This window comes from Shewanella sp. c952, from assembly GCF_019654975.1.
GTDB lineage: Bacteria > Pseudomonadota > Gammaproteobacteria > Enterobacterales > Shewanellaceae > Shewanella.
The window spans coordinates 112,637-134,291 of record NZ_BPEW01000001.1; the positions used below are offsets into that span (position 1 = coordinate 112,637).

The following is a 21,655-nucleotide window of genomic DNA, read 5'->3' on the forward strand; positions in this document are numbered from 1 at the left end:
ATTAATTATTTTTCATTTTGTGAACAACAACATACCGCTGTTAGCTATGACGAGCTAATTGAGGTTATAGTCACATTTAAAAATTGTTTCTATCATTATAATCCAGCGTAATGTGCCGGTTTAATTGGCCTACTCAATTGACGACATTCTAAGAGGTTAATCTTGCTAAAAGTTACTCCTTATCTGGAGCTAGATGAGCAGGCTAAACACCTGGTGGATCGTACCAATAACACCATCATTAGCCTGACGTTTTCAGAGTCTGCAGTGTTATATCAACTATTGATTGCAGATAGTGTTTGTAGCAAAGAAGCATTACTCGATGCTGGCTGGCCTGATCGTGTTGTTGCTGCCACATCTTTGACTCAATGTGTGAGTACTCTGCGTAAAAAACTGGAAGGCTACCCCGAAGTACAACTTAAAACCGTTGCTCGTCGAGGTTATGAGCTGCATGTTTCTGAGCGCTCTCATATAAAGATGCTTGCAGTGAATGATGCTGAGTCGATAAAAACGGCATTAATAGATGTCTCTATGATGGTTAAGGTCGCAGGCATATTAGTACTTTTGCTGCTGATTTTACTATTTTGGTATAGCAGTGATTATCACAGAACGGTCAAAAATGCTGGGCTTTGGAATGCTGATAAAAAAATGGCATTGAACATTGGGGGGACTAAAGAGATCGTACCTATGTTCTATAAGAATGACGTCGAGCATCTACACCACTCCATGTGGCAAAAGCACCTTGCCCCAGAAAGTAATCATCTAGATAATTTCAAAGACTTTGAAGGTTTTAGCGCGACAGATGGGCGTAACTACTCGATGGCAGTTTGTCCTAATGTTGTAAAAGGCCAATGCTCCGGTCTTGGGTTAATGAATATTGCTGCGATAGATCTTAACCCCGCAGGGCTAAACATCAATCAGTTTGCTGAGCTTTCAGAGCGACTTGAGAAGCGTATTCGTTACAACAAAATTATCATTCCACACGGTAGTAATGACGGTGATATCACTGAGCATCATTACCATGCTGATGTGTATTTTCCTGTGGCTGGTGAACTCTTAGTCCGCGCAGATCTGAGTCTGTCTTTGATCTATGAAGGGGAAGATAGTGGCCAATTTTATTCGGCAACTTGTATTACCGACGAAGACTGTTTAACCACGCCAATTAAATACAAAGTCCGTGGTACGTTTAAGCAGTACCAGCAGAAAATAAGCGGCATTGCAGTTGATGTGTTCCAAGTTAAGTTAAGCCAAAAAGAGTTTATTAAACCTGAGACTGTAAGCCCGTCGGCAATGCACTTTTATAGAGCGATTAGAAAGCATGATATTACCGATGAAGAGCTGTATTTTTATCGAGTTTATACTGATGAGAAAAGTGCAGTTTGGATTACACCTGTTCTTGGCAGTATCGTGGCTTGGTATAAGTATGATCAAGTAAGAATTTAGCCATTTAAAGAATACAGAAATAAAAAGGGCGCTGATAATCTATATCAGCGCCCTTTTTATACAGCAACAAGCGCTTACTTTATAAAAGCAAATGCATCGCCGTAAAGGTGATCTTCTTCAACGCCAATACTGCGGAACACTTCTCTTGCTGCACCAACCATATCGAAACGGCCTGCAATATAGATGTCATAACCATTTAGGCTAACGAAATCAGCTTTAATCTGTTCAAGCAAGTTTGCTTGTTTGCCGTTCCAGTCAGCAGGCGCCTCTTCCACAACTGGCACAAAGTGTAACCAAGGGTGAGCGTCATGCCACTCACGAGCAATGTCTTGGTAGTACATAGCGTCAGTTGTGCGGCAACCCCAATAAAGAGTCGTTTCAACGGTCTGCTCGAGTGCGATTTGGTGTTCAACAATACTTTTGATGTACGAGAAGCCTGTACCGCCAGCAATAAGCAGGCGTGGACGCACACTGTCATGGCGTAGGTGGGCATCGCCGCCTGGTACTTCAATATCGATTGTACCGTTATTGGCTAAGCAATCTTTAAGACGCTCAACCACTTGCATAGGGTAGCTCTCGCTAACTGCGGCGCCTATGTGTAGCTCAATAGCTTGGCTATCAGGCGCTGATGCGATAGAAAATGGGCGTTTGTCTTTCTCACCCATGACGACGCAAAGGTATTGTCCAGCCTTAAAGTCAAAGGCTACGCTAGGCTTTAAAATAACCTGAAATACCGCATCATTAAACGGTGCGACTTTTTCAATTGTACAGCTAATGGTGTTCATCTTGATTCCTTGATGAGCTTCTCTTTGGAAGCTTATTCAACATATTTTTGCACATTGCTTAGGCAATAGTACGTTATAGGGTTGGCGCGTCATCTATTCCTAGATCGCTCCAGATCTCATCGACTTTTTGTTTAACGGCTTCATCCATAACGATAGGAGTACCCCATTCGCGATCGGTTTCACCTTCCCACTTATTCGTGGCATCCATTCCCATTTTTGAGCCTAACCCAGCAACAGGTGATGCAAAGTCGAGATAGTCAATTGGTGTATTTTCGATCATTACCGTGTCACGCTTCGGATCCATTCTGGTGGTAATGGCCCAGATGACATCGTTCCAATCTCGGCAGTTGACGTCTTCGTCGACGACAACAATAAACTTGGTGTACATAAACTGGCGTAAGAACGACCACGCTCCCATCATCACTCGCTTAGCGTGACCGGGATATTGCTTGCGAATTGAGATCACCGCCATACGGTATGAACAGCCTTCTGGCGGTAGATAGAAATCGATGATCTCTGGGTACTGTTTACGCAGGATTGGGACAAACACTTCATTGAGTGCCACGCCTAACATCGCTGGCTCATCAGGTGGACGGCCGGTGTAGGTGCTGTGGTATATCGCATCTTTTCGATGGGTAATATGGGTCACAGTAAATACAGGGAAGGAGTCGGTTTCATTGTAGTAACCAGTATGGTCACCGTAAGGACCCTCTTCTGCCATCTCTTGCGGGTCGATATAGCCTTCCAAGATGATTTCGCTGGTGGCAGGCACCTCTAAATCACAGCTTATCGCCTTGCATACCTCGGTGCGTTCACCACGCAAAAGGCCGGCAAAGGCATACTCACTCATAGAGTCTGGCACTGGCGTTACCGCACCTAATATGGTGACTGGGTCTGCACCTAGAGCGACGACCACTGGGTAGCGTTCACCTGGGTGTTTCTCTTTGAAATCTTTAAAGTCTAATGCGCCGCCGCGATGGTCGAGCCAGCGCATAATCAGCTTATCTTTACCGAGCAGCTGCTGACGGTAGATCCCGAGATTTTGACGTTTTTGACGTGGGCCTTTAGTGATGGTGAGTCCCCATGTCACTAATGGTGCAACGTCACCTGGCCAGCAATGCTGGATCGGCAGTTTAGTGAGGTCGACCTCTTCCGCCGTTTTTATCACTTCTTGGCATGGAGGATTACGCACAGTTTTAGGCGGCATGTTGAGCGCTTGCTTAAACATGGGGATCTTTGAGATCGCATCTTTAAAGCCACGTGGTGGCTCAGGCTCTTTAAGGAACGCAAGTAGCTCACCGACATCGCGTAGGGCAAGAGGATCTTCTTTGCCGAGCGCCATAGCAACGCGTTTTGGCGTACCAAATAGATTCGCCAATACTGGCATGTCATTGCCAACAGGGTTTTCAAACAACAGAGCAGGGCCTTTTGAGCGCAACACGCGATCGGCTATCTCTGTCATTTCCAAATGAGGGTCGACGGGATGACTAATACGCTTAAGCTCACCATTGCTTTCTAGGTGCTCTATAAAACTGCGCAAATCCTTAAAACTCATAGGGGAATTCTCATCGCTATAAACTGTGATATGGCGCGCACTATAGCATTATTAACGTGGCCGTTAAACGCCTGTTCAGCAATGGAGAGTATGCTGGAAAAACAGCAGCGAATATATCAGCTATTTCCTCGGTAAATCCGCTGTTAAATGAGATTGGCGTTAGGGCTATTTAGGCGTAAAATAAGTCAATGCTTTATGTTTCGCTAATGTAATGTTGGCGTATAGGGGTATCATTATGACGAATTTTGGTTTTCGCTTAGCAACGGCGCTCATACTGCTATTTTCGAGCTCTGCATTGGCGCAGCTGTCTATGCCATCATCACTTTTGGTTGTCAGTAACGTGAGTGTTGGTGTTGGTTGGGGCAGCGGCTGGAATTCAGGTTTCAATGATCCTTGGCGCTGGAATGTCGGCGTGTCTAACGGTTGGTACTCGTATCCTTATAGGGGCCGCCATTATCGTCCTGGTTGGGGATATTATGGCTCTCGTTGGGGCTATGCAGGCAATCGACATCTTTACCCTTATCGATACCAGCAGCCCAGTTATCGCCGCGCTGAACCTAAAGTTGTCGCACCGCCTGAAAGAGTCACCACCAGTGTGAGCTATGCAACTGGCTTAACGCATTTGCCTGAAAATGCCCGAGTTATCCAAAAAGATGGTCACACTGTTTACGAGTGGCAAGGGGTAGAGTACCAGTTTGACTGGAACACTAGAACCTACAATAAGGTTGATTGAATTTTTGGCAATTGCTAGTAGCAATGAAGTATAAATAACAGGGAAGAAATAAGAATGAGCTGGATGCAATTTACTATTGAGCTAATTGACAAGTTGGCTTGGCCACTGGTACTGATATTTGCGGTTGTTAGCCTTAAGCGGCCGCTATCTAAACTTATTCCAATGGCGAAGAAGTTAAAGTTTAAAGATTTAGAACTTGAGTTTGGTCAAGAACTTAAGGCAGTAACTCAAGAAGCTGAAGGGATATTTCCTGAGCTTAAAATTGATAAACGAAATGTACTCATCATGTCGGCGAGTCAACTGCCTAATTCAGCGATAATTGAAGCTTGGGAATTGGTTGATTTGGCGGCTGAAAAATTGATTCACTCCCACTGCAGCAATATCAGCTTAGATAAAAATACTCGCTATAAACATATCGAGAATATATTGATCTCCGAGCAACTCATCAGCACTAAACAGGGAAAGCTATTTAGTGAGTTAAGACAACTGCGCAATAAAGTAGCCCATGCAGTTGGCTATGAAGTGGATAAGGCGCAAGCGGTACAATATATCGAACTCTGTTTTAAGCTTATCGAACATCTACATGGTTTAACCCCCTCAACACTGCAAGTATGTCAGGGAGGAGTCAATGAGATCGCTAGCTAAGCTTAATTCGTATTATTGCTGTTAGTTTCGATTAGTGGTGTAGCAGAATATACTTCGTATTAATACGTAGTGCGTTGGGTTATTTGAGCAGATTGGACCGCATTGGTTATGCGACCTTTATTATGGCAAAACTATCGACTTACCAAACGACTTCAGTTATGGCATTTTCTGTTTCACCAATAATCGTTTTAACCACATTATTGTCAGCATCTAGCAAGATAAGCCTAGGTATACCAGTATTGGCAAATTGATTGTAGATGCTTCTGTCTGCATCAGCGACAAGTGCAAAGTTTAGCTCGTACTCTTTGGCAAACTTATCTAATGCTGGTTTATTCTCTTCTCTGCCAATCCCAATAATATCGACGTTAGGACTCAAATACAGATCTGATGCAGTGAGGTGTTTCATGGTGCGCTGTGAATCATGACACCAAGTGGCGAATAAGATCAGTAATTTGTTATTTCTTGATTTGCTTAGATCGATACTGTTTCCCTGAGTATCAACAAATTGAGTAACAGGCGCTTTATCCCCCGGCTTTACATAGGTGAGGTATTCAGGCTTATCTTGGTCGGTACCGTGGCCTGAATTCGTTGCACAGCCGGAAGTGATTAATAAAAGTAAGCTACTGAAGATAAGTGTAAAAGCTCTCATAGGGCATCCATGTGTTTGTAAGTCGACCTAAAGTAGCAAAGCTTAGAGTGATTGTATAATGGCAATCAGCTTGTGAATTAAAGTACGGCTATCATCAAGGTGGCAAGTAAACCTCGGAGATCATGGTGTAAATGTCTCCGAGTCGTAAATAGAGTTATAGTTGGACGTTAAAGTGAATGGAAAAAACGCTCCTGCCTCGGCAAGTAGTAATTATCATAGTTTGCGGAGAACACTACGCTGCTTGAGCGGCCGACAATTTCAGCTCGAGGCACAAAACCTATCATCCTTGAATCGCTACTGTGATCGCGATTATCACCCAAAACTAAGTAATGGCCCTCGGGCACAGTTATTGGACCAAAGCTTGATTGACGGCTAATAACACCTTGGCCTGCTATTCCTGCCACCTTCACTTGATGATTGATACCCAAAAGGTGTTCGGTTCGCATTTCAGAACCATCAGCATTAGGTAAACCTGTGCCGCTATAGGCGATTGTTTCATCATTGATAGATAACACATTGTCTCGCATTGAAATAGAGTCATTGGGCAAACCAATCACTCTTTTTACTAACTTCTTGTTACTGGCTTTTGAATCAAAGACAACGATATCTCCCCGCTGTGGATCAGCAAGTTTAGCGATAGAAATATGAGTAAATGGAACTCTGAGATCGTAAGCCATTTTATTAACCAACAAACGGTCACCTTCAACAATCGTAGGTTTCATTGAGCCCGTTGGTACGCTATTCCAATCGGCGACAGCGCTTCTAAAAACTAGCATTAATGAAACAAACAAAATCAGAGAGTGATTCTGTTTAAGCAGCTTTAATAATTTTCTCATACAATAGTTCCTTTATTGAATAGGGCTTTAGTTCCTTTTTTCAGACTATGAGATCTCATTAAGGTTCGTATTTAAGCGAAACCTAAAGGTAAGCAAATATGAATTTTTAGTTGCATAGAGAATGATGACTCAGTACTAACAGGGATTCATATTAAGAAAAAGTAGAATTTTGCAGCTATAAAACCGCTTTATTGAAAAAAAAACCATTATTGGTCTATTTGTTGCTCAGTTAAGCAAATATAGGCTTTACATTTAACCCCGATATCCCTATTATTCACGGCGTTCGGAGAGATGGCAGAGTGGTCGAATGCACCGGTCTTGAAAACCGGCATGGGTTTGTAGCCCATCTAGGGTTCAAATCCCTATCTCTCCGCCACATTAAGAAAAGCCCGCTATTTTTTAGCGGGCTTTTTGCTATTTAAATTTTAAGTTTAATATGCTGGATAGAACCCTGAGGGTTCCTATTGTTTAAAGTCAGCTATCTCTCCGTCAGATTAAGAAAAGCCGGATATCGAAAGATATCGGGCTTTTTGCTATCTAAATTTTGAGTTTGATATGCTGGAAAGAACCCTGAGGGTTCCTATTGTTTAAAGTCAGCAATCTCTCCGCCAGATTAAGAAAAGCCGGATGTCGAAAGGTAGCGGGCTTTTTGCTTTCTGCGATTTTAGTATGTGTATGCTGGATAGAACCCTAGGGTTGCTATTATTTAAAGTCAGCACTCTGTGAACCTTGCGAATGTGAATTTGTTAGCCTCAGGTACTTTATTGACTGTAACGGTTATGGTTTCAGTGCGAAGTAGATATCGGTGATAAGTTCACTTTCTGCAACTTCAGGGAATAAATTGATGTAGTGAAAGAACAGTGGGAAATCGTTGAGGGTTTCACCACTCGCAGGCAACCATTCACGATAGAACTGATAGATCTTGTCGTCCATCTGTTGATGAGAGCCTAAGTGGCGGATCTTAGCGAAGCGACCACCTGGAATGGTCTTAGTAATAACGCCTTCAGCATTAGCTTGCACCTCTCTAGCAACTGAACCACAGATATCAAAGTGAAATTGTTCTGCTGGCACACTATTGGGGTCGTTATAAGGGATGCCAATAGTCTCACTTGAAGCAATTGGAGACTCTTGACTAGCTTTGCGCCAAGTAATAAATTTTTGGATCGAATTATTTAAGTTGCTGGGCGCGCCATGGTGTTCAAAGACGGCGACCATGGTGGCTGTTCGTGTTGTCAATTCTACTTTCACAGAGTCATTCCTCGTTAGCTGTACCTTGTCATACTCGCTGCTCCATTGTTGCCAATTAGGAGTGAGTCGAAATTGAGACGGCGTTTGTTTAAAGGTTTTTTTAAATGCTCGGGAGAAAGATTCTGAATTTTCAAAGCTAGCATCGAAAGCGATATCCGTTATCGACTCTGTAGTATGAAAAACTAATCGGTATGATGCGCGTTTCAGGCGCATCATCGATATATATTTTCCAACGTTTAAGCCGGTGTATACCTGAAACTGTCGATGAAAGTGGTACTTTGAAAATTGAGCTATTTGGCTCAGCTGCTCTACATCCAGTTTGTCATCTAAGTGCAGGGCTATATAGTCGCAAACCGCGACTATTTTTGCTGAATAGTGCTGCTTTTCTAATGGGCTCAATTCAATCTCTCCTCAAGTGCGAAGCTATTATTGCAGTGCCCAGGCAAGGTTACCTGACTCAAATTGCTGTTAGAAAATATACTGACTAAAACCCACGGCGTTTCCAGAATGCGCCGATTTTGTCGTCTTCTTCATTCATATGAACTTTAAAGGTTTTCTCTGCAATGACCTTACCCTTCAGCTCAAGTGTCATTCGCCATTTACCGACTTTGTTATGCTCCGGTGCCCAAATGGTATCACCTATATAGAACTTCCAATCGTTGGATTTGACGTAGACTTCACCGTCAAATGGCGGACGAACATCGCCATTTTCATCAGGGATGTCGGGGTGATAAATGCAGTAGCGTAGTACTTGGTTCTTAGCCTTTCTTATTTGAGCGATAAAACCAAATTCAATATCAATTTCTGCGGGTACGTGTACTGTAGCCTTAGTGAGTTTAGGCAAGTCATCGTTATCTTCATCCCATTGGGTGAATATACCGCTACGAATGATTGTGACGTCAGGTTTGAGTTTAGACACAGATTACAGATCTTTATGTTATGAGTTAGAGAAATAACTAGGATACTTAAATTGTTTCCAGTAAGCATATTATATTAGCTTTAAGTTGAACCTGAAGATTTCTATACAGTAGAAAATGCTGTTTGGGTGGACATTCTTAGTGATCAAGGTAATCTGAATGGGTTTTTTGTGCAGGGAGCAGTCTTTTTATGATGCTTAGTGGTGTGGTACTGGGCAAGATCTGTGCTGTGATTACGGAGGCGTTAGACTTTCGTGCATAAGACCAATAATAAATTCAATCGGGACAAAGTCGACTATATGAATCTTGCTACGCTATTTTATGTTTATGACCCTATGTGCAGCTGGTGCTGGGGATATAAACCAACATGGTCTTTTTTAGAAGAACAACTCAAGCAACAGTTTCCTCAATTATCGATTGAGTACCGTTTGGGCGGGCTAGCTGCTGATACTAACGAGCCGATGCCCGAAGAGATGGAAGATTTTTTACAAAAAACATGGCGGCAAATATCTCAACAATTAGGGACTAATTTTAATTTTGATTTTTGGGTGAAGTGTCAGCCTCGGCGGGCGACATATCCTGCTTGTCGAGGAGTCTTACTGGCAAGAGACGCTGGGCTTGAGCAGCCGTTTTATCATGCCGTGCAGCAAGCTTATTATCTTGAGGCAAAGAATCCATCTGATGATGCTACATTGGTAGGCATTGCAACTGAGTTGGGGATGGATAGCGAAGCGTTTGCTATTGCACTTAATAGTGAATCGACTCAAAGTCGCTTGTTGCAAGAGATCGGTAAAACGAGAAGGCTACCGATTCAGGGTTTTCCCTCTTTAGTGATGGCATTAAATGGTGATTTAATATTAATCGAATTAGATTATAAAAATGCGCAAACTAGCTTTAACCAGATCGAAAAATTGATGCTAGAGGTGGCTGTTTAAACTTAATTAAGTAGCGTATATTTATTTTAAATAAGAATTATTCAATAATTTATATATTAACTAATATCTACTATTAATTGGGTGATTTTTTTGATTGATTTTTGATGGTAATGTAAATGGTGTTTGTGTGATTTCTTAGTCATTAGAGTGCTTAACCATTATTGTTCAATGCAGTTTACTGCATGATCATTGTTAATCGTAAGCGTTAACACTTTCATATATTGGCCATGAGTCACATATCCACAGTGGCCATTGATCTGTTTACCTGATGATAATCTCACTTGGTAAGTGTATTCGCCATCAGCTTGCTCTGTGCTGTGATGAATGCGCATAGTTTGTGATGGCTCAATATTGTCGAATACTAGCTTATTACTGGGGAGAGTGACTTCTACACGGGTGAGGAGTTGCCCTGATTGGTTGTTGATTTTGACGCTGGGCATAATAAAAAAGTAGGCGTGATAACCGATAAACAAACATAGCGCTGTAAACAGAGAGAATATAAGGGCGTTTCGCATAAAGCTCCTAAATGAATACCAACATAGTTTGATTATAGAAAACCATTGAGCTTTTACCTCAGCACTTTCTTTTTATTTAATGCTTTCGGTATCGCTTAACCTCGATTAATGGTGATGTCAGACACGTAGCCATGTTTGGTTGCTGTCAATGCTTGCTTGAGCATCACTGCAGCCTCGTCAGCACTCATAAAGCTATCGGTATTAAGACTTTTGCCGCTGGTATCCCAAAAAGAGGTTGCCATACCACCTGGGTATACCGCTATCAGTTTCATTGGCAGTCCTTTTAATTCAAGTCTTACCGATTCAACAAGACCACGAACAGCCCATTTCGCGGCACAGTAAGTTGACTCTTCAGCTTTGGCTATTTGTGCTGCCGTCGACATTACCATCACCACAGTGATTGGCTTATCTTTATAACGTTTTACAGCTTCACGTAACAGCATTATCGCTGAGGTGACATTGTTATTAAGCAGCTCCTTAATTGCGGTGGCGGATTGCTGTTCAATAGGCCCAAAGTAGCCACTGCCTGCGCTATGAATGATTACCGAAGGTATATGTGGCAGAGAGTCAAATAAGGATGCAACCGATTGCTCATCAGTTAAATCACAACTGTGGGAACTTACCTCGCCATTAAGTGCCGCTGCGACAGCATCTAAGCGCTGAGTATTACGGCCACTAATGCAAACTTTTTGATCTTGGCTGTAGAGCTTTGCTAACGCGGCACCTAAGCCAGAACTTGCACCAGTGATCAGAATCATAACGGTTTAGCCTCTTAAAAAGTTTATTCGATCACGAGAATGGCTTGTTCGAAATCAATTTGGTCGCCATCTTCAATAAGTAGTGCGCTTATGATGCCACTTTTGTCGGCGGTAATGCTGTTCATCATGGTCATAGCTTCAATCACACACACGACATCACCTTGCTGTACCTGCTGGTCTATAGCGCATAACGGCTTGCCCGTTTTTTTGTCATTGAGGTAAATAGTACCGACCATAGGTGATAATAGTTTATGGATATCACTATCATCGATAGTGCTACTGTCATTGCTAACATTTGCAGTTGCAATAGCCGCTGCAACACTACTAGCAGGCGCCAAATAGGTTTGCGCCCCAGCTTGCATAGGCACAGGACTGTGGCGACAAATGCGTACTGACTCTTCGCCTTCTTTAATCTCCAGTTCAGCAATATCAGACTCTTGAACCAGTTCAATCAATTTTTTTATTTTACGAATATCCATATTAACAGGCTGACCTTATTTCTGTTTTGTAGCGTTCAGTTGGGCGATTACTGATTGCAATGCAAATTGGTATCCCTGAGCACCTAGGCCGCAGATAACGCCAACGGCTTTGTCTGAAAAGTAGGAATGATGACGAAAAGGCTCACGGCTATGCACATTAGACAAATGCACTTCAATAAAAGGAATTGCGACGCCTAACAATGCGTCACGCAGTGCCACACTGGTATGAGTGAATGCCGCTGGGTTAATAATGACGTAGTCGGCATCAGTGTTGTGAATCGCCTCAATCAATAGGTGCTCGGCATTTGATTGGATATGCTCGAGTTGTAGATTGGCATCTGCAGCTTGCTGCTTTAAGCCATTAACAATTTGTTCAAGGGTGTGATGACCATAGTGGCCAGGCTCTCGGCGACCGAGCAGGTTCAAATTAGGACCGTTAACGAGTAATACTTTGGCTTGGCTGCTCATGAAAAATTCCCTTGGATGAATCGTTTAAGATTTACTGATTTCAACAAAAAATCACCCTGTTGTCGAACTCAGAATTTAATAGTTAGTTAATAACCGCTTTTGTTTTGCCTTAGGGCTTTGGTTGCACCTTTCTGTTTTTTTGCATCGACTCTACGTCGTTGACTGCCTTTAGTGGGTTTGGTGGCGATGCGCCTTTTCTGTACCGCCGAGACACTGGCGACCAAGGCGATAAACTGCTCAAGTGCTGTTTGGCGGTTAAAGTCTTGGCTGCGACTTTGTTGGCATTTTATGATGATTTTGCCGCTTTTTGTGATGCGGTGATCAGCCTTGGCGAGCAGACGTGCTTGGTAAAACTCAGGCAAAGAGGAGTTTTTAATATCAAAGATAAGCTGGGCGGCAGTCGACACCTTATTAAGATGTTGGCCTCCGGCGCCGCTTGAACGGATAAACTGCCATTCAAGCTCGCTATCTTGAATCGAAACTGAGTTGGATATTTTGATTAATGCCAATGAATAATGTCCACTGTAAAAGGTTCATTTCAAGACAAAGCTGGTACTGCTAAGCTTGATGAAGGTCAATGTTAACAGACTTTAAGCTAAAATAAGGGCTTAAGCCGCTTTTCCTTCAACTTTGATTTGCTATCATCAAGCAATTATCGATTCGACTTTCTGCATTAAAGTATAGCGTTATGGGGTCTAAATATGCTGTGTAAAATTCCGGATATCACTAAAGGCGTCATTAGTTTATTTGCCAGCGGTCGTTTATCGACTGAAGATTATGGTCAAATCCTGCAGCCGATGATTGAGAAGTACCAAGGGAACACCGGTAAGGTGTGTTTATATGTTGAGGCTGATGTGTTGCTCGAAGGGTGGGATCATCAGTCATTAGCCGGTAGCGGTGAAGTGCAGTTACCTAACTTTGAAGCGTTAGTGTTAGTTGGCGGCCCAGATTGGTTTGGTAATGCGGTGAGATTACTGGGGCCATTTATGCAAGGTGAAGTCGCTTGGTTTCCGCTAGAACAGAAGCAAGAAGCGATTGATTGGATTGCGGGGCGTACCTAGCACTTTATTTTGGGTATACTGGCTGCAAAGTGGGTGCTTTACCCCATCTATAAAAAGGATTAACAGATGTCTTTATCAAAATTGTCAGCCGTAAGTTTGGCTTTAGCATTAGCATTAGGTATGACAGCTTGTGCGCCAGAAGTAGGTAGTGAAGCTTGGTGTAAGCAGATGAGTGAAAAGCCATCGGGTGACTGGAGCACAAACGAAGCGACTGATTATGCTAAACATTGTGTTTTTAAGTAATACGTAAGAATAAACAATATTAGAGTTGCGACCAAGTTCACTAAGTGCGATTTAAAAGTTGCCCGAAGTGAACTTTAGGATATTGTACGAGTCCTATTGGCTACAACCGTATGTTTTAGTTTTAATTATTTAGGGTGAAATTTGCGTTTATTTGCTCCCCAAAATCTTCTAAAGATGGCAACAATGCTTATCGCTATTGTGCTCCTGCAGTTTGCAGGCGGCAATCTTGGCGCGCACCAATTGCATTTAGGAGATCACGAGGAGGAGAGTGAATCACATCCACATATCCAGTTTACTGCTGATGTCACCACCTTTGCTCAGTGTATCGGTGACTGTACTTGTCCTCTTGAACAGCAACAAAGTGAACAAGTTGACCCGGTAAAGCATGAGCATACCATTGCTAAAACAGAGTCGCAGAGTTTCGATCTGTGTCTAGATTGTCCCTGTCATGGTGGTCACGTTACCGCTATGGCTATTGAATCAATAACACCATCTGTGCCAGTCGGCGATATGGTTGTTAGCATTGATAAACAGTACTTTCCTCCTGTTCAGCTGCGAAATTACCGCCCCCCTATCGCTTAACCCCTAGCAGCATTAGTGTCTTTACAGCGTTTGTTGAGCTTGCATTTTGTCGATGTTTAGCTGCTGCACAGTTGTATGAGATCTTTGCTGAATCTTTAGTTTCCAATGAGTATGAATAAGCCAACAACATGTTATTGCAGCAGCAATCTAGCTTACTGTACGTGCTTATCCATACTGCTCTATAAAGATTGATACAGGCAGTCAAAGACCACAGTGTCTTAGGCAATCTGTATGACATTCGGCCGAAACACCGTTTTGATTAACCTACCGATGAGTTTGTGTTCTTTATGCATACTTAATAGGGCGTTAGTGGAAACGTGTTGCCGGATAGATAGGATCCGTGATGAAAAAAACCATGATCGCCACTGTTTTGCTAGGCTACTTGGCCAGTAATGCTATTACTTCACAGGTAATTGCAGCAGAAACAGAGTTAATGGCAAAAGTACCTTCAAATGCGTTAAGCACATCCAATACTGGTGTCGCACAGTTTAATGACTGGCTACCAGAAGTGATGCAGCGTTTTAACACGCTTCCAGAAATTCAAGCGCAAAGTGCACGTCGTCAGCAAGCCAAGCTGAGTATTTTGGCGGCAGACAAAGCCGTTTATAACCCTGAATTGGGCGTGAACTATCAAGCAAATGACACTGAAGCATCGGACGACACTTATACCTTAGATATCAGTCAAACCATAGATTGGGGCGATAAACGTGGTGCTGCAACGCGTATGGCACAGCTTCAAAGTGAAATACTACTGTCTGATATGACGCTAGAGCGCAGTCAAATGTTGGCCGAGCGTCTACAAGCATTGGCCAGCCAAGCTCAAGCTAAAAAGGCATTGCAGTTTCAACAGCAACAATTTGAGCGCGCTAAAGCGCAATTGGATATAGCACGTCAACGCATGGAAGTCGGTGATATATCCGCTGTTGAGCTGCAGTTAATGCAACTTGAACTAGCCAATAATGCTGCTGATTATGCCATTGCAGAGCAAGCATCAATTGCCGCCGACGGTGCAGTACTTGGCTTGTTTGGTGACATTGAGCTGCCATTTTCAGACTTTCTGAACGCGCTTAGCCCCCAAGCTAGCCAGCCTGAGGTTTCCCCTGAACTGCCTGCGCTAAAAAGTGCCTATCAGCAGGTGTTGATTGCGAAAGTCGCTGCCAAGCAAGCCAAAGCTGATAATGCCGCCGACCCAACGATTAGTTTAAGTGCTGAACGAGAAGGTGAAGACAACAAAGTCGGTGTAGGTGTTTCTATTCCATTGCAATTTAGAAACAACTACAGCGAAGTTATCGCTGTGGCCAATGAAGAGATTGCAATCGCAGAACAAACTTACCTTGCCAAGGAGCGAGTGCTATCGCAGCAGCAGAAGCAATTTAGCTTGAGCCTACCTAGGTTGACACAGCGTTATCAAGACTGGCGTGAGTTAGTGCTTACTTCGGGGGGCGAAGCTGCAAAAAGCCTAGCCCAGCAATGGCAAACGGGTGACATAAACACCAGTGATTACCTGCAAAGTCAAAGGCAGATGAGCAGCAGCTATCTTGCTGGACTCACGTTGGAATCCGCTCTGTATGAGAACTGGTTAACGTGGATGGGAGCAAGTGGTCAACTCGAGTCTTACCTCAATAGTCAACTTGCACAAGCCGCGCGCTCTCAAGCTAAGTAAGGGTTAGATAATGATAAAGATTAAAACAGACATCATCAAAATGAATAGCATCAATTCGGCAGCATATATGAATACTTCAACGAATAAAGATACTCAAAAAGCGCTCTTCGGATTTAACGCAATCACTCGTGCCATGAGTTTTGGTTTGATCATGGCATTGAGTAGTGCATTAGTGATGCCTATAGTCGCTAACGCGAGTGAAGGGCATGATCATACGCAGGAGCTGCCAGCTAAATCTGAGGTGATAGAGGATGACGGTCATGGTCATGGCGCTGTTGCAGAAACTGAAGAGGAGCATGGACTCGATGCGCTAACGTTGACGGCAGAGCAGCGCGAGCTAGCAGCGATCAAAGTGGTGAATTTAACCGAACAGAACTTTAGTTTAGAAGCCGTCGCTACGGCAACTTTAGTTGTGGATCGCGACCGCACAATCACGATCGCTCCACAAGTCGACGTTCGAGTACAAAAGCGCAATGTGGTGCCGGGTCAGGAAGTAAAGCAAGGTGATGTGTTGCTGACTCTTGGTGGCGTTGCTGTTGCTCAAGCCCAGGCTGATTATATTAATGCAGAGGCAGAGTGGAGCCGAGTACAGCGTATGAGCAAAAGCGCTGTGAGTGCTAGCCGCCGACTGCAAGCGCAAGTTGATGCAGAGTTTAAGCGCGCCACTCTAGAAGCGATGCAGATGACACCCAAGCAAATTAAAGCGTTGGCTTCAAACCCTGAGAATATCGGTAGTTACCAATTACTCGCGCCAATTACCGGCCGGGTTCAACAAGACTTGGCCATGCTGGGACAAGTTATTGCTGCTGGCACTGCACTGATGCAACTCACCGATGAATCACATCTTTGGGTACAAGCAGAGTTAACGCCGACTCAAGCGGAGAAAGTCAGTATTGGTAGTAAGGCGATTGTTAAGGTGGGTGACAAGAGCCTAGAGGCTAAGATTATTGGCCGTTCCCATGAGCTCGACAGTGTTACCCGTACCGAACAGATTCTGGTGAGTTTCGAAAATGCAGGTCATGTACTGCACGCAGGTCAGTTTGCTGAGCTGTACTTACCTGACGCCCTGCAAGGTGGAGTGATTCTACCTGATGCTGCACTTACCCGTGGTGGCGATGGCGACTGGCAGGTGTTTATTGAAGATGAAGATGGTTTTGAAGCCCAAGAGGTTGAAGTGGTTGAGCGTCAACGTGGTATGAACTTGGTTCGCGGTTTGGCTGCTGGCACTAAAGTGGTGGTTTCAGGCGCATTTTTTCTAGCGTCTGAGCAAGCTAAATCTGGCTTCGATATTCACAACCACTAGGAGGCGAACGCTATGTTACAGAAATTAATAGACGCTGCGATCCGCAATCGTCTGATGGTGGTACTCGGGCTAATTGGAGCCTTAGTTGCCAGTGCAGCGATGTTGCCAAAACTTAACCTTGATGCGTTCCCTGATGTGACTAACGTGCAAGTCACAATCAATACTGCCGCTGAAGGACTTGCGGCTGAAGAGGTTGAGAAACTCATTAGTTACCCTGTTGAATCAGCGATGTACGCTTTGCCATCGGTGACTGAAGTGCGTTCACTCTCGCGTACCGGTTTGTCGATTGTGACAGTGGTTTTCGCTGAGGGAACGGATATTTATTTTGCTCGCCAGCAGGTGTTTGAGCAGTTACAAGCAGCTAGAGAGATGATCCCAGACGGGGTAGGCGTTCCTGAAATCGGCCCAAACACTTCTGGTTTAGGGCAGATCTATCAGTATATTTTGCGGGCTGAGCCAGGTTCTGGCGTTGATGCTTCAGAGTTAAGAAGCCTCAATGACTATCTGGTTAAGCTCATCATGATGCCTGTTGGCGGCGTGACCGAGGTGCTGTCGTTTGGTGGTGAAGTGCGTCAGTACCAAGTGCAGATCGACCCAAATAAGATGCGCAGTTATGGCTTGTCGATGGAGCAAGTCACTAATGCGTTAGAGAGTAACAACCGCAACGCAGGGGGTTGGTTTATGGACCAAGGCCAAGAGCAACTTGTGGTTCGTGGCTATGGTTTACTGCCAGCAGGTGATGCCGGTTTAAAAGCGATTACTCAGATCCCACTTACTGAAGTTGGTGGCACACCAATCAGGGTGAGTGATATTGCGACCGTCGAGTACGGCAGTGAAATCCGTGTCGGTGCCGTTACTATGACCCGCCGCGACGATGCTGGTAATAAGCAAGTGTTAGGTGAGGTTGTGGCAGGTGTGGTGCTTAAACGCATGGGTGCGAACACTAAAGCGACCATTGATGATATCAGTGCTCGCACTGCTCTAATAGAGCAAGCTCTGCCAGATGGCGTATCGTTTGAGGTGTTTTATGACCAAGCAGATTTGGTTGATAAAGCAGTAGAAACGGTGCGTGATGCCTTGTTGATGGCATTTGTATTTATAGTGGTGATCTTAGCGTTATTTTTGGTCAATATCCGCGCCACCATGTTGGTCTTACTGTCGATTCCGGTATCGATTGGTTTGGCGTTAATGGTGATGTCTTACTTTGGTATGTCAGCAAACCTAATGTCACTTGGGGGCTTGGCGGTGGCAATAGGTATGCTGGTGGATGGCTCGGTAGTGATGGTTGAAAATATTTTCAAGCACCTTACTCAGCCTGATAGACGCCACCTGGCAGAGGCTCAAACCCGTGCTTCAGGTGAGATAGACCCACATCATGCAGAAGAAGATGGTATCGATGCAGCAGGGCGCAGTGGTATAGCTATGCGGGTAATGTTGGCGGCGAAAGAGGTGTGTAGTCCTATCTTCTTTGCTACTGCAATTATCATCGTGGTATTTGCGCCCTTATTTGCCTTGGAGGGGGTTGAAGGCAAGCTGTTTCAGCCGATGGCAGTGAGTATCATATTGGCGATGATCTCTGCGTTGTTAGTGGCACTTATTGCGGTTCCTGCATTAGCGGTCTACCTGTTTAAACGCGGCGTAACGCTTAGAGAAAGCGCGGTGCTTAAGCCGATTGAAACGGGATATCGCAAACTGCTGACTGCGACTATGGCAAAACCGAAAGTGGTGGTGATCACCGCTTTAGTGATGTTCGTCATGAGCATGGCATTGCTGCCAAGGCTAGGCACCGAATTCGTGCCTGAACTGGAAGAGGGCACAATTAATTTACGGGTGACTTTAGCACCAACTGCGAGTTTAGGTACCTCTTTAGACGTTGCACCCAAGCTTGAGTCTATGTTGCTTGAGTTCCCTGAAGTTGATTATGCACTAAGTCGTATTGGCGCCCCCGAACTTGGTGGCGATCCTGAACCCGTGAGTAATATTGAGATCTATATCGGTCTTAAGCCTATAGATGAGTGGCAGCACGCTGAAACTCGTCTAGAGCTGCAGCGACAAATGGAGCAGAGACTGAGTATCTATCCTGGTTTACTGTTTACTTTCTCTCAACCGATAGCGACCCGAGTTGATGAGTTACTGTCTGGGGTAAAAGCCCAGCTAGCGATTAAAATATTTGGACCAGATTTAGATGTATTGTCTGAGCGTGGCCAAGTGTTAACCGACTTAGTCGCTCAAATTCCTGGTGCGGTGGATGTGTCATTGGAACAGGTGAGCGGTGAAGCTCAGTTGGTGGTGCGGCCTAAGCGTGATCTATTAGCGCGTTATGGGATCAGTGTCGATACTGTGATGAGCTTGGTCAGCCAAGGCGTCGGTGGAGTGAGTGCTGGGCAAGTGATAGATGGTAATGCTCGCTACGATATTAATGTACGTTTGGCTGAAAAGTATCGCAGCGCACCTGATGCATTGCGTGACTTGCTGTTGACTGGCGCCAATGGCGCGACTGTGCGCCTAGGCGAGGTTGCTGATGTGATTATCGAGATGGCGCCACCGAATATTCGCCGAGATGATGTTCAGCGTCGAGTGGTGGTGCAGGCAAATGTTGCAGGTCGTGACATGGGCTCCGTCGTCAACGATATCTATGCCGTAGTACCTCAAGCACAATTACCCTCTGGTTACACTGTGGTGGTTGGCGGTCAATATGAGAACCAGCAACGGGCGCAACAAAAGCTTATGCTCGTGGTGCCTATTTCTATCGCACTTATTGCGCTGCTGCTGTACTTCTCGTTTGGCTCGATAAAACAGGTCGCATTGATTATGGCTAACGTGCCGTTAGCACTCATTGGTGGTGTCGTTGCCTTATATGTCAGTGGAACCTACCTTTCTGTGCCAAGTTCGATTGGTTTTATCACCCTGTTTGGTGTCGCTGTACTCAATGGTGTGGTGCTGGTGGATTCAATAAATCAACGCCGAGCTAGCGTAAAAAATGAGACAAATGCATCGCTGTATGATGCCGTTTATGAGGGGACCGTTGGGCGTTTGCGTCCCGTGTTAATGACGGCGTTAACCTCTGCATTAGGGCTGATACCTATCCTTATTTCATCGGGGGTAGGCAGTGAAATTCAACAGCCTTTGGCGGTGGTGATCATTGGCGGTTTGTTTAGTTCAACAGCACTGACGTTACTGGTGCTGCCCACCCTGTATCGCTGGTTATATCAAGATCGTTGTAACAAAGGTTTAAGTAAGGACTTTGAAGCGCTAGATTGATGAGATAATGCGTAAGCGCCCTATATCCATAAAGGTTAGGGCGCTGAAAGTTTACTTTAATTCCCAAATTTCCCAGCCATCGAATTGATATTTTTCTGCTAGTTCTAGTGCGGTTTCAAACAGCTGCTGCGCTTGTTTTTCATCACCTTCAGCCTTGTAGTAGAGGCTTAATTGTTTATGCCAATTGGGGTTTGCTTCGCCCTCTATGCGGACGTTTTCTAGCACAGTTTTAGCGTGTTGGTTATCGCCTTTTTTGAGTAGCCCTTTTGCCACTTCAATGCTGACTATAGTCAAAGACTCTGGAAAGCTGGTGCTGATAGCTTTGAGTATTTCATCGACGTTATCGACCTGCTTTGACCAAAATATATATTTGGCAAACTGATAAGCCTGCAGCCATTCAAACTGAAAGCCTGCCCACTGTTTTTGCAGTGTTTGAAAGTGTTTGATAACAGCCTTGTAATCACCCATTTCTAGCATATCTGTGCCATCAGTGGCGTAGTTTGGCGCTAAGAATTGTAGGCCATCGTATAACGCAGGTAGCGCCGTGGTGAAGTGGTTCTCAGTCGGATAGGATTTGAATTGCCACTGCAATGACTTGTCCGCTGAAGATTCAAAAGCCGCGGCAATTTTATCTACTCCCATATCTTCTTCACGAGCAACAGAGAAAAACAGCGGGGAAGATAGTTTATTTTGTTGTAACAGTGACTCAATTTTACTCGCCACGCTGTAGTCATCAAACCAAGCGCTAGGGCTCATGGCAAGGTAAGCATTAAACGGGCTATCTTGCTGCATCATACTGTAAAGCGTAAACAAGCCTCCAAGTGAGTATCCGGCGAGTGCTTTCTGGCTGTTGCTTTTGAACTCTTTATCTATCAGCGGCACTAGCTCGTTAGTGAGGTAACGATGAAACTCTGCCGCACCGCCAAAGGCTTTATCTTCTGTCGCCCAAGTCGTGGTGTATAGGTAGTCATCATCGCCTTGATTCGCGACACCTACCACTATCATCGGCGGTAGTTTCCCCATGCGTGCAAGGTGTTTTACCAGCGCCGAAACATGCTGAAACTGAAAGTCTGCATCAATAATATACAGAGTCGGGAAATGCCTATCGCTGGCATAGTAACGCTCAGGAAGTGACACCATAAAGCGCCTTTCCTGTTTTAAAATATTGGATGGATGAGTGTATTCGGTTGCGCTGATAATAGAATTGAGTTTCTGTAGAGGGAATTGAGGTTTTTGCGCCATCGCGTGGTTATTTATGATTAGTGAAATCAACAAAGTAATCAAAAATGATAGTATGTATGCCAATGTTTTCATTGTTTTTAAGTCTGTTTTTATTGACGAGGTGATTTTAGCTTAGCTGTTTTTCTCAACGAGAAAAGACGCGGTTGGTGAAGATTTTGTAATCCTTGGTGAAGCATTAGTGAAAGTGATAATGACGAGTCGATTAGGATGGGTTTTCCAAACCATGGCATGGCAGTTATTTGTTTGGTGATGAACTTACTCGTTATTTCATTTGGTTGAATATTCGCATTCTCAGATGCTTTAACTACACTAAAACCTGAATGTAGCGAAGGATTGC

Annotated in this window: 22 protein-coding genes and 1 tRNA gene; 11 read left to right on the forward strand and 12 right to left on the reverse strand. The window is 44.3% G+C overall.

Annotated elements, in window-relative coordinates; all coding sequences use genetic code 11:
- Positions 1-162 precede the first annotated feature (162 nt).
- Positions 163-1,440, forward strand: a complete 1,278-nt coding sequence (locus K5R16_RS00475) for a winged helix-turn-helix domain-containing protein (protein ID WP_220735586.1) — start codon at positions 163-165, stop codon at positions 1,438-1,440.
- Positions 1,441-1,514: 74 nt separating this feature from the next.
- On the opposite strand, the gene fre is transcribed toward K5R16_RS00475, so the two are convergent.
- Positions 1,515-2,225, reverse strand: coding sequence for an NAD(P)H-flavin reductase (gene fre / locus K5R16_RS00480; RefSeq protein ID WP_220735587.1), 711 nt, complete (start codon positions 2,223-2,225; stop codon positions 1,515-1,517).
- Between the two features lie 73 nt (positions 2,226-2,298).
- Positions 2,299-3,780, reverse strand: coding sequence for a 4-hydroxy-3-polyprenylbenzoate decarboxylase (gene ubiD, locus K5R16_RS00485; protein ID WP_220735588.1), 1,482 nt, complete (start codon positions 3,778-3,780; stop codon positions 2,299-2,301).
- Positions 3,781-4,015: 235 nt separating this feature from the next.
- Between ubiD and K5R16_RS00490 the strand changes: the two genes are divergently transcribed.
- Together K5R16_RS00490 and K5R16_RS00495 are read left to right on the forward strand one after the other, a co-directional pair.
- Positions 4,016-4,513 (forward strand): hypothetical protein, encoded by a 498-nt coding sequence (locus K5R16_RS00490; protein ID WP_220735589.1) that lies wholly within the window; start codon positions 4,016-4,018, stop codon positions 4,511-4,513.
- Between the two features lie 54 nt (positions 4,514-4,567).
- Positions 4,568-5,158, forward strand: coding sequence for a hypothetical protein (locus K5R16_RS00495; protein WP_220735590.1), 591 nt, complete (start codon positions 4,568-4,570; stop codon positions 5,156-5,158).
- Positions 5,159-5,297: 139 nt separating this feature from the next.
- Here K5R16_RS00495 and K5R16_RS00500 read toward each other — a convergent pair whose 3' ends face one another.
- Positions 5,298-5,807 carry a TlpA disulfide reductase family protein gene (locus K5R16_RS00500; protein ID WP_220735591.1) on the reverse strand — a complete coding sequence of 170 codons (510 nt, stop codon included), beginning with the start codon at positions 5,805-5,807 and terminating at the stop codon, positions 5,298-5,300.
- Between the two features lie 167 nt (positions 5,808-5,974).
- Positions 5,975-6,643, reverse strand: coding sequence for a signal peptidase I (gene lepB, locus K5R16_RS00505; RefSeq protein ID WP_220735592.1), 669 nt, complete (start codon positions 6,641-6,643; stop codon positions 5,975-5,977).
- Positions 6,644-6,928: 285 nt separating this feature from the next.
- On the opposite strand from lepB, the gene K5R16_RS00510 reads away from it, so the two are divergent.
- Positions 6,929-7,019: transfer RNA gene (locus tag K5R16_RS00510), tRNA-Ser, on the forward strand.
- Positions 7,020-7,420: 401 nt separating this feature from the next.
- Here K5R16_RS00510 and K5R16_RS00515 read toward each other — a convergent pair.
- On the reverse strand, positions 7,421-8,290 hold the full coding sequence (locus K5R16_RS00515; RefSeq protein ID WP_220735593.1) for a GyrI-like domain-containing protein: 870 nt from the start codon (positions 8,288-8,290) through the stop codon (positions 7,421-7,423).
- An 85-nt stretch (positions 8,291-8,375) separates the two neighbouring features.
- The gene (locus K5R16_RS00520; RefSeq protein ID WP_220735594.1) at positions 8,376-8,810 is read right to left on the reverse strand and encodes a DUF3859 domain-containing protein; all 435 of its coding nucleotides are present in this window, start codon (positions 8,808-8,810) and stop codon (positions 8,376-8,378) included.
- Positions 8,811-9,062: 252 nt separating this feature from the next.
- Between K5R16_RS00520 and K5R16_RS00525 the strand changes: the two genes are divergently transcribed.
- Positions 9,063-9,743 carry a DsbA family protein gene (locus K5R16_RS00525; RefSeq protein ID WP_308440775.1) on the forward strand — a complete coding sequence of 227 codons (681 nt, stop codon included), beginning with the start codon at positions 9,063-9,065 and terminating at the stop codon, positions 9,741-9,743.
- Between the two features lie 158 nt (positions 9,744-9,901).
- Here K5R16_RS00525 and K5R16_RS00530 read toward each other — a convergent pair whose 3' ends face one another.
- From K5R16_RS00530 to arfB, 5 genes are all read right to left on the reverse strand, one after another.
- Positions 9,902-10,258 carry a hypothetical protein gene (locus K5R16_RS00530; protein ID WP_220735595.1) on the reverse strand — a complete coding sequence of 119 codons (357 nt, stop codon included), beginning with the start codon at positions 10,256-10,258 and terminating at the stop codon, positions 9,902-9,904.
- A 95-nt stretch (positions 10,259-10,353) separates the two neighbouring features.
- Positions 10,354-11,016 (reverse strand): SDR family NAD(P)-dependent oxidoreductase, encoded by a 663-nt coding sequence (locus K5R16_RS00535; RefSeq protein WP_220735596.1) that lies wholly within the window; start codon positions 11,014-11,016, stop codon positions 10,354-10,356.
- 23 nt (positions 11,017-11,039) lie between these two features.
- Positions 11,040-11,495, reverse strand: coding sequence for an acetyl-CoA carboxylase biotin carboxyl carrier protein (gene accB, locus K5R16_RS00540; RefSeq protein WP_220735597.1), 456 nt, complete (start codon positions 11,493-11,495; stop codon positions 11,040-11,042).
- 15 nt (positions 11,496-11,510) lie between these two features.
- Complete coding sequence (aroQ, locus tag K5R16_RS00545; RefSeq protein WP_220735598.1) at positions 11,511-11,963, reverse strand: type II 3-dehydroquinate dehydratase; 453 nt, start codon at positions 11,961-11,963, stop codon at positions 11,511-11,513.
- An 86-nt stretch (positions 11,964-12,049) separates the two neighbouring features.
- The gene (gene arfB, locus K5R16_RS00550) at positions 12,050-12,472 is read right to left on the reverse strand and encodes an alternative ribosome rescue aminoacyl-tRNA hydrolase ArfB (protein ID WP_220735599.1); all 423 of its coding nucleotides are present in this window, start codon (positions 12,470-12,472) and stop codon (positions 12,050-12,052) included.
- Between the two features lie 192 nt (positions 12,473-12,664).
- Here arfB and K5R16_RS00555 point away from each other — a divergent pair, with 192 nt between their 5' ends.
- The 6 genes from K5R16_RS00555 (at position 12,665) to K5R16_RS00580 (ending at position 20,076) form a co-directional block, all read left to right on the forward strand.
- Entirely contained in the window at positions 12,665-13,024 is a 360-nt protein-coding gene (locus K5R16_RS00555; RefSeq protein WP_220735600.1) for an STAS/SEC14 domain-containing protein, read from the forward strand.
- Between the two features lie 66 nt (positions 13,025-13,090).
- Positions 13,091-13,267 (forward strand): DUF3012 domain-containing protein, encoded by a 177-nt coding sequence (locus tag K5R16_RS00560; protein WP_220735601.1) that lies wholly within the window; start codon positions 13,091-13,093, stop codon positions 13,265-13,267.
- Positions 13,268-13,441: 174 nt separating this feature from the next.
- Positions 13,442-13,849, forward strand: coding sequence for a hypothetical protein (locus K5R16_RS00565; protein ID WP_220735843.1), 408 nt, complete (start codon positions 13,442-13,444; stop codon positions 13,847-13,849).
- A 343-nt stretch (positions 13,850-14,192) separates the two neighbouring features.
- The gene (locus K5R16_RS00570; protein WP_220735602.1) at positions 14,193-15,512 is read left to right on the forward strand and encodes a TolC family protein; all 1,320 of its coding nucleotides are present in this window, start codon (positions 14,193-14,195) and stop codon (positions 15,510-15,512) included.
- A gap of 40 nt (positions 15,513-15,552) precedes the next feature.
- Positions 15,553-16,815, forward strand: coding sequence for an efflux RND transporter periplasmic adaptor subunit (locus K5R16_RS00575; RefSeq protein ID WP_220735844.1), 1,263 nt, complete (start codon positions 15,553-15,555; stop codon positions 16,813-16,815).
- A 12-nt stretch (positions 16,816-16,827) separates the two neighbouring features.
- Positions 16,828-20,076, forward strand: a complete 3,249-nt coding sequence (locus K5R16_RS00580; RefSeq protein ID WP_220735603.1) for an efflux RND transporter permease subunit — start codon at positions 16,828-16,830, stop codon at positions 20,074-20,076.
- A 51-nt stretch (positions 20,077-20,127) separates the two neighbouring features.
- On the opposite strand, the gene K5R16_RS00585 is transcribed toward K5R16_RS00580, so the two are convergent.
- On the reverse strand, positions 20,128-21,390 hold the full coding sequence (locus K5R16_RS00585) for an alpha/beta hydrolase-fold protein (protein WP_308440776.1): 1,263 nt from the start codon (positions 21,388-21,390) through the stop codon (positions 20,128-20,130).
- Between the last annotated feature and the right edge of the window lie 265 nt (positions 21,391-21,655).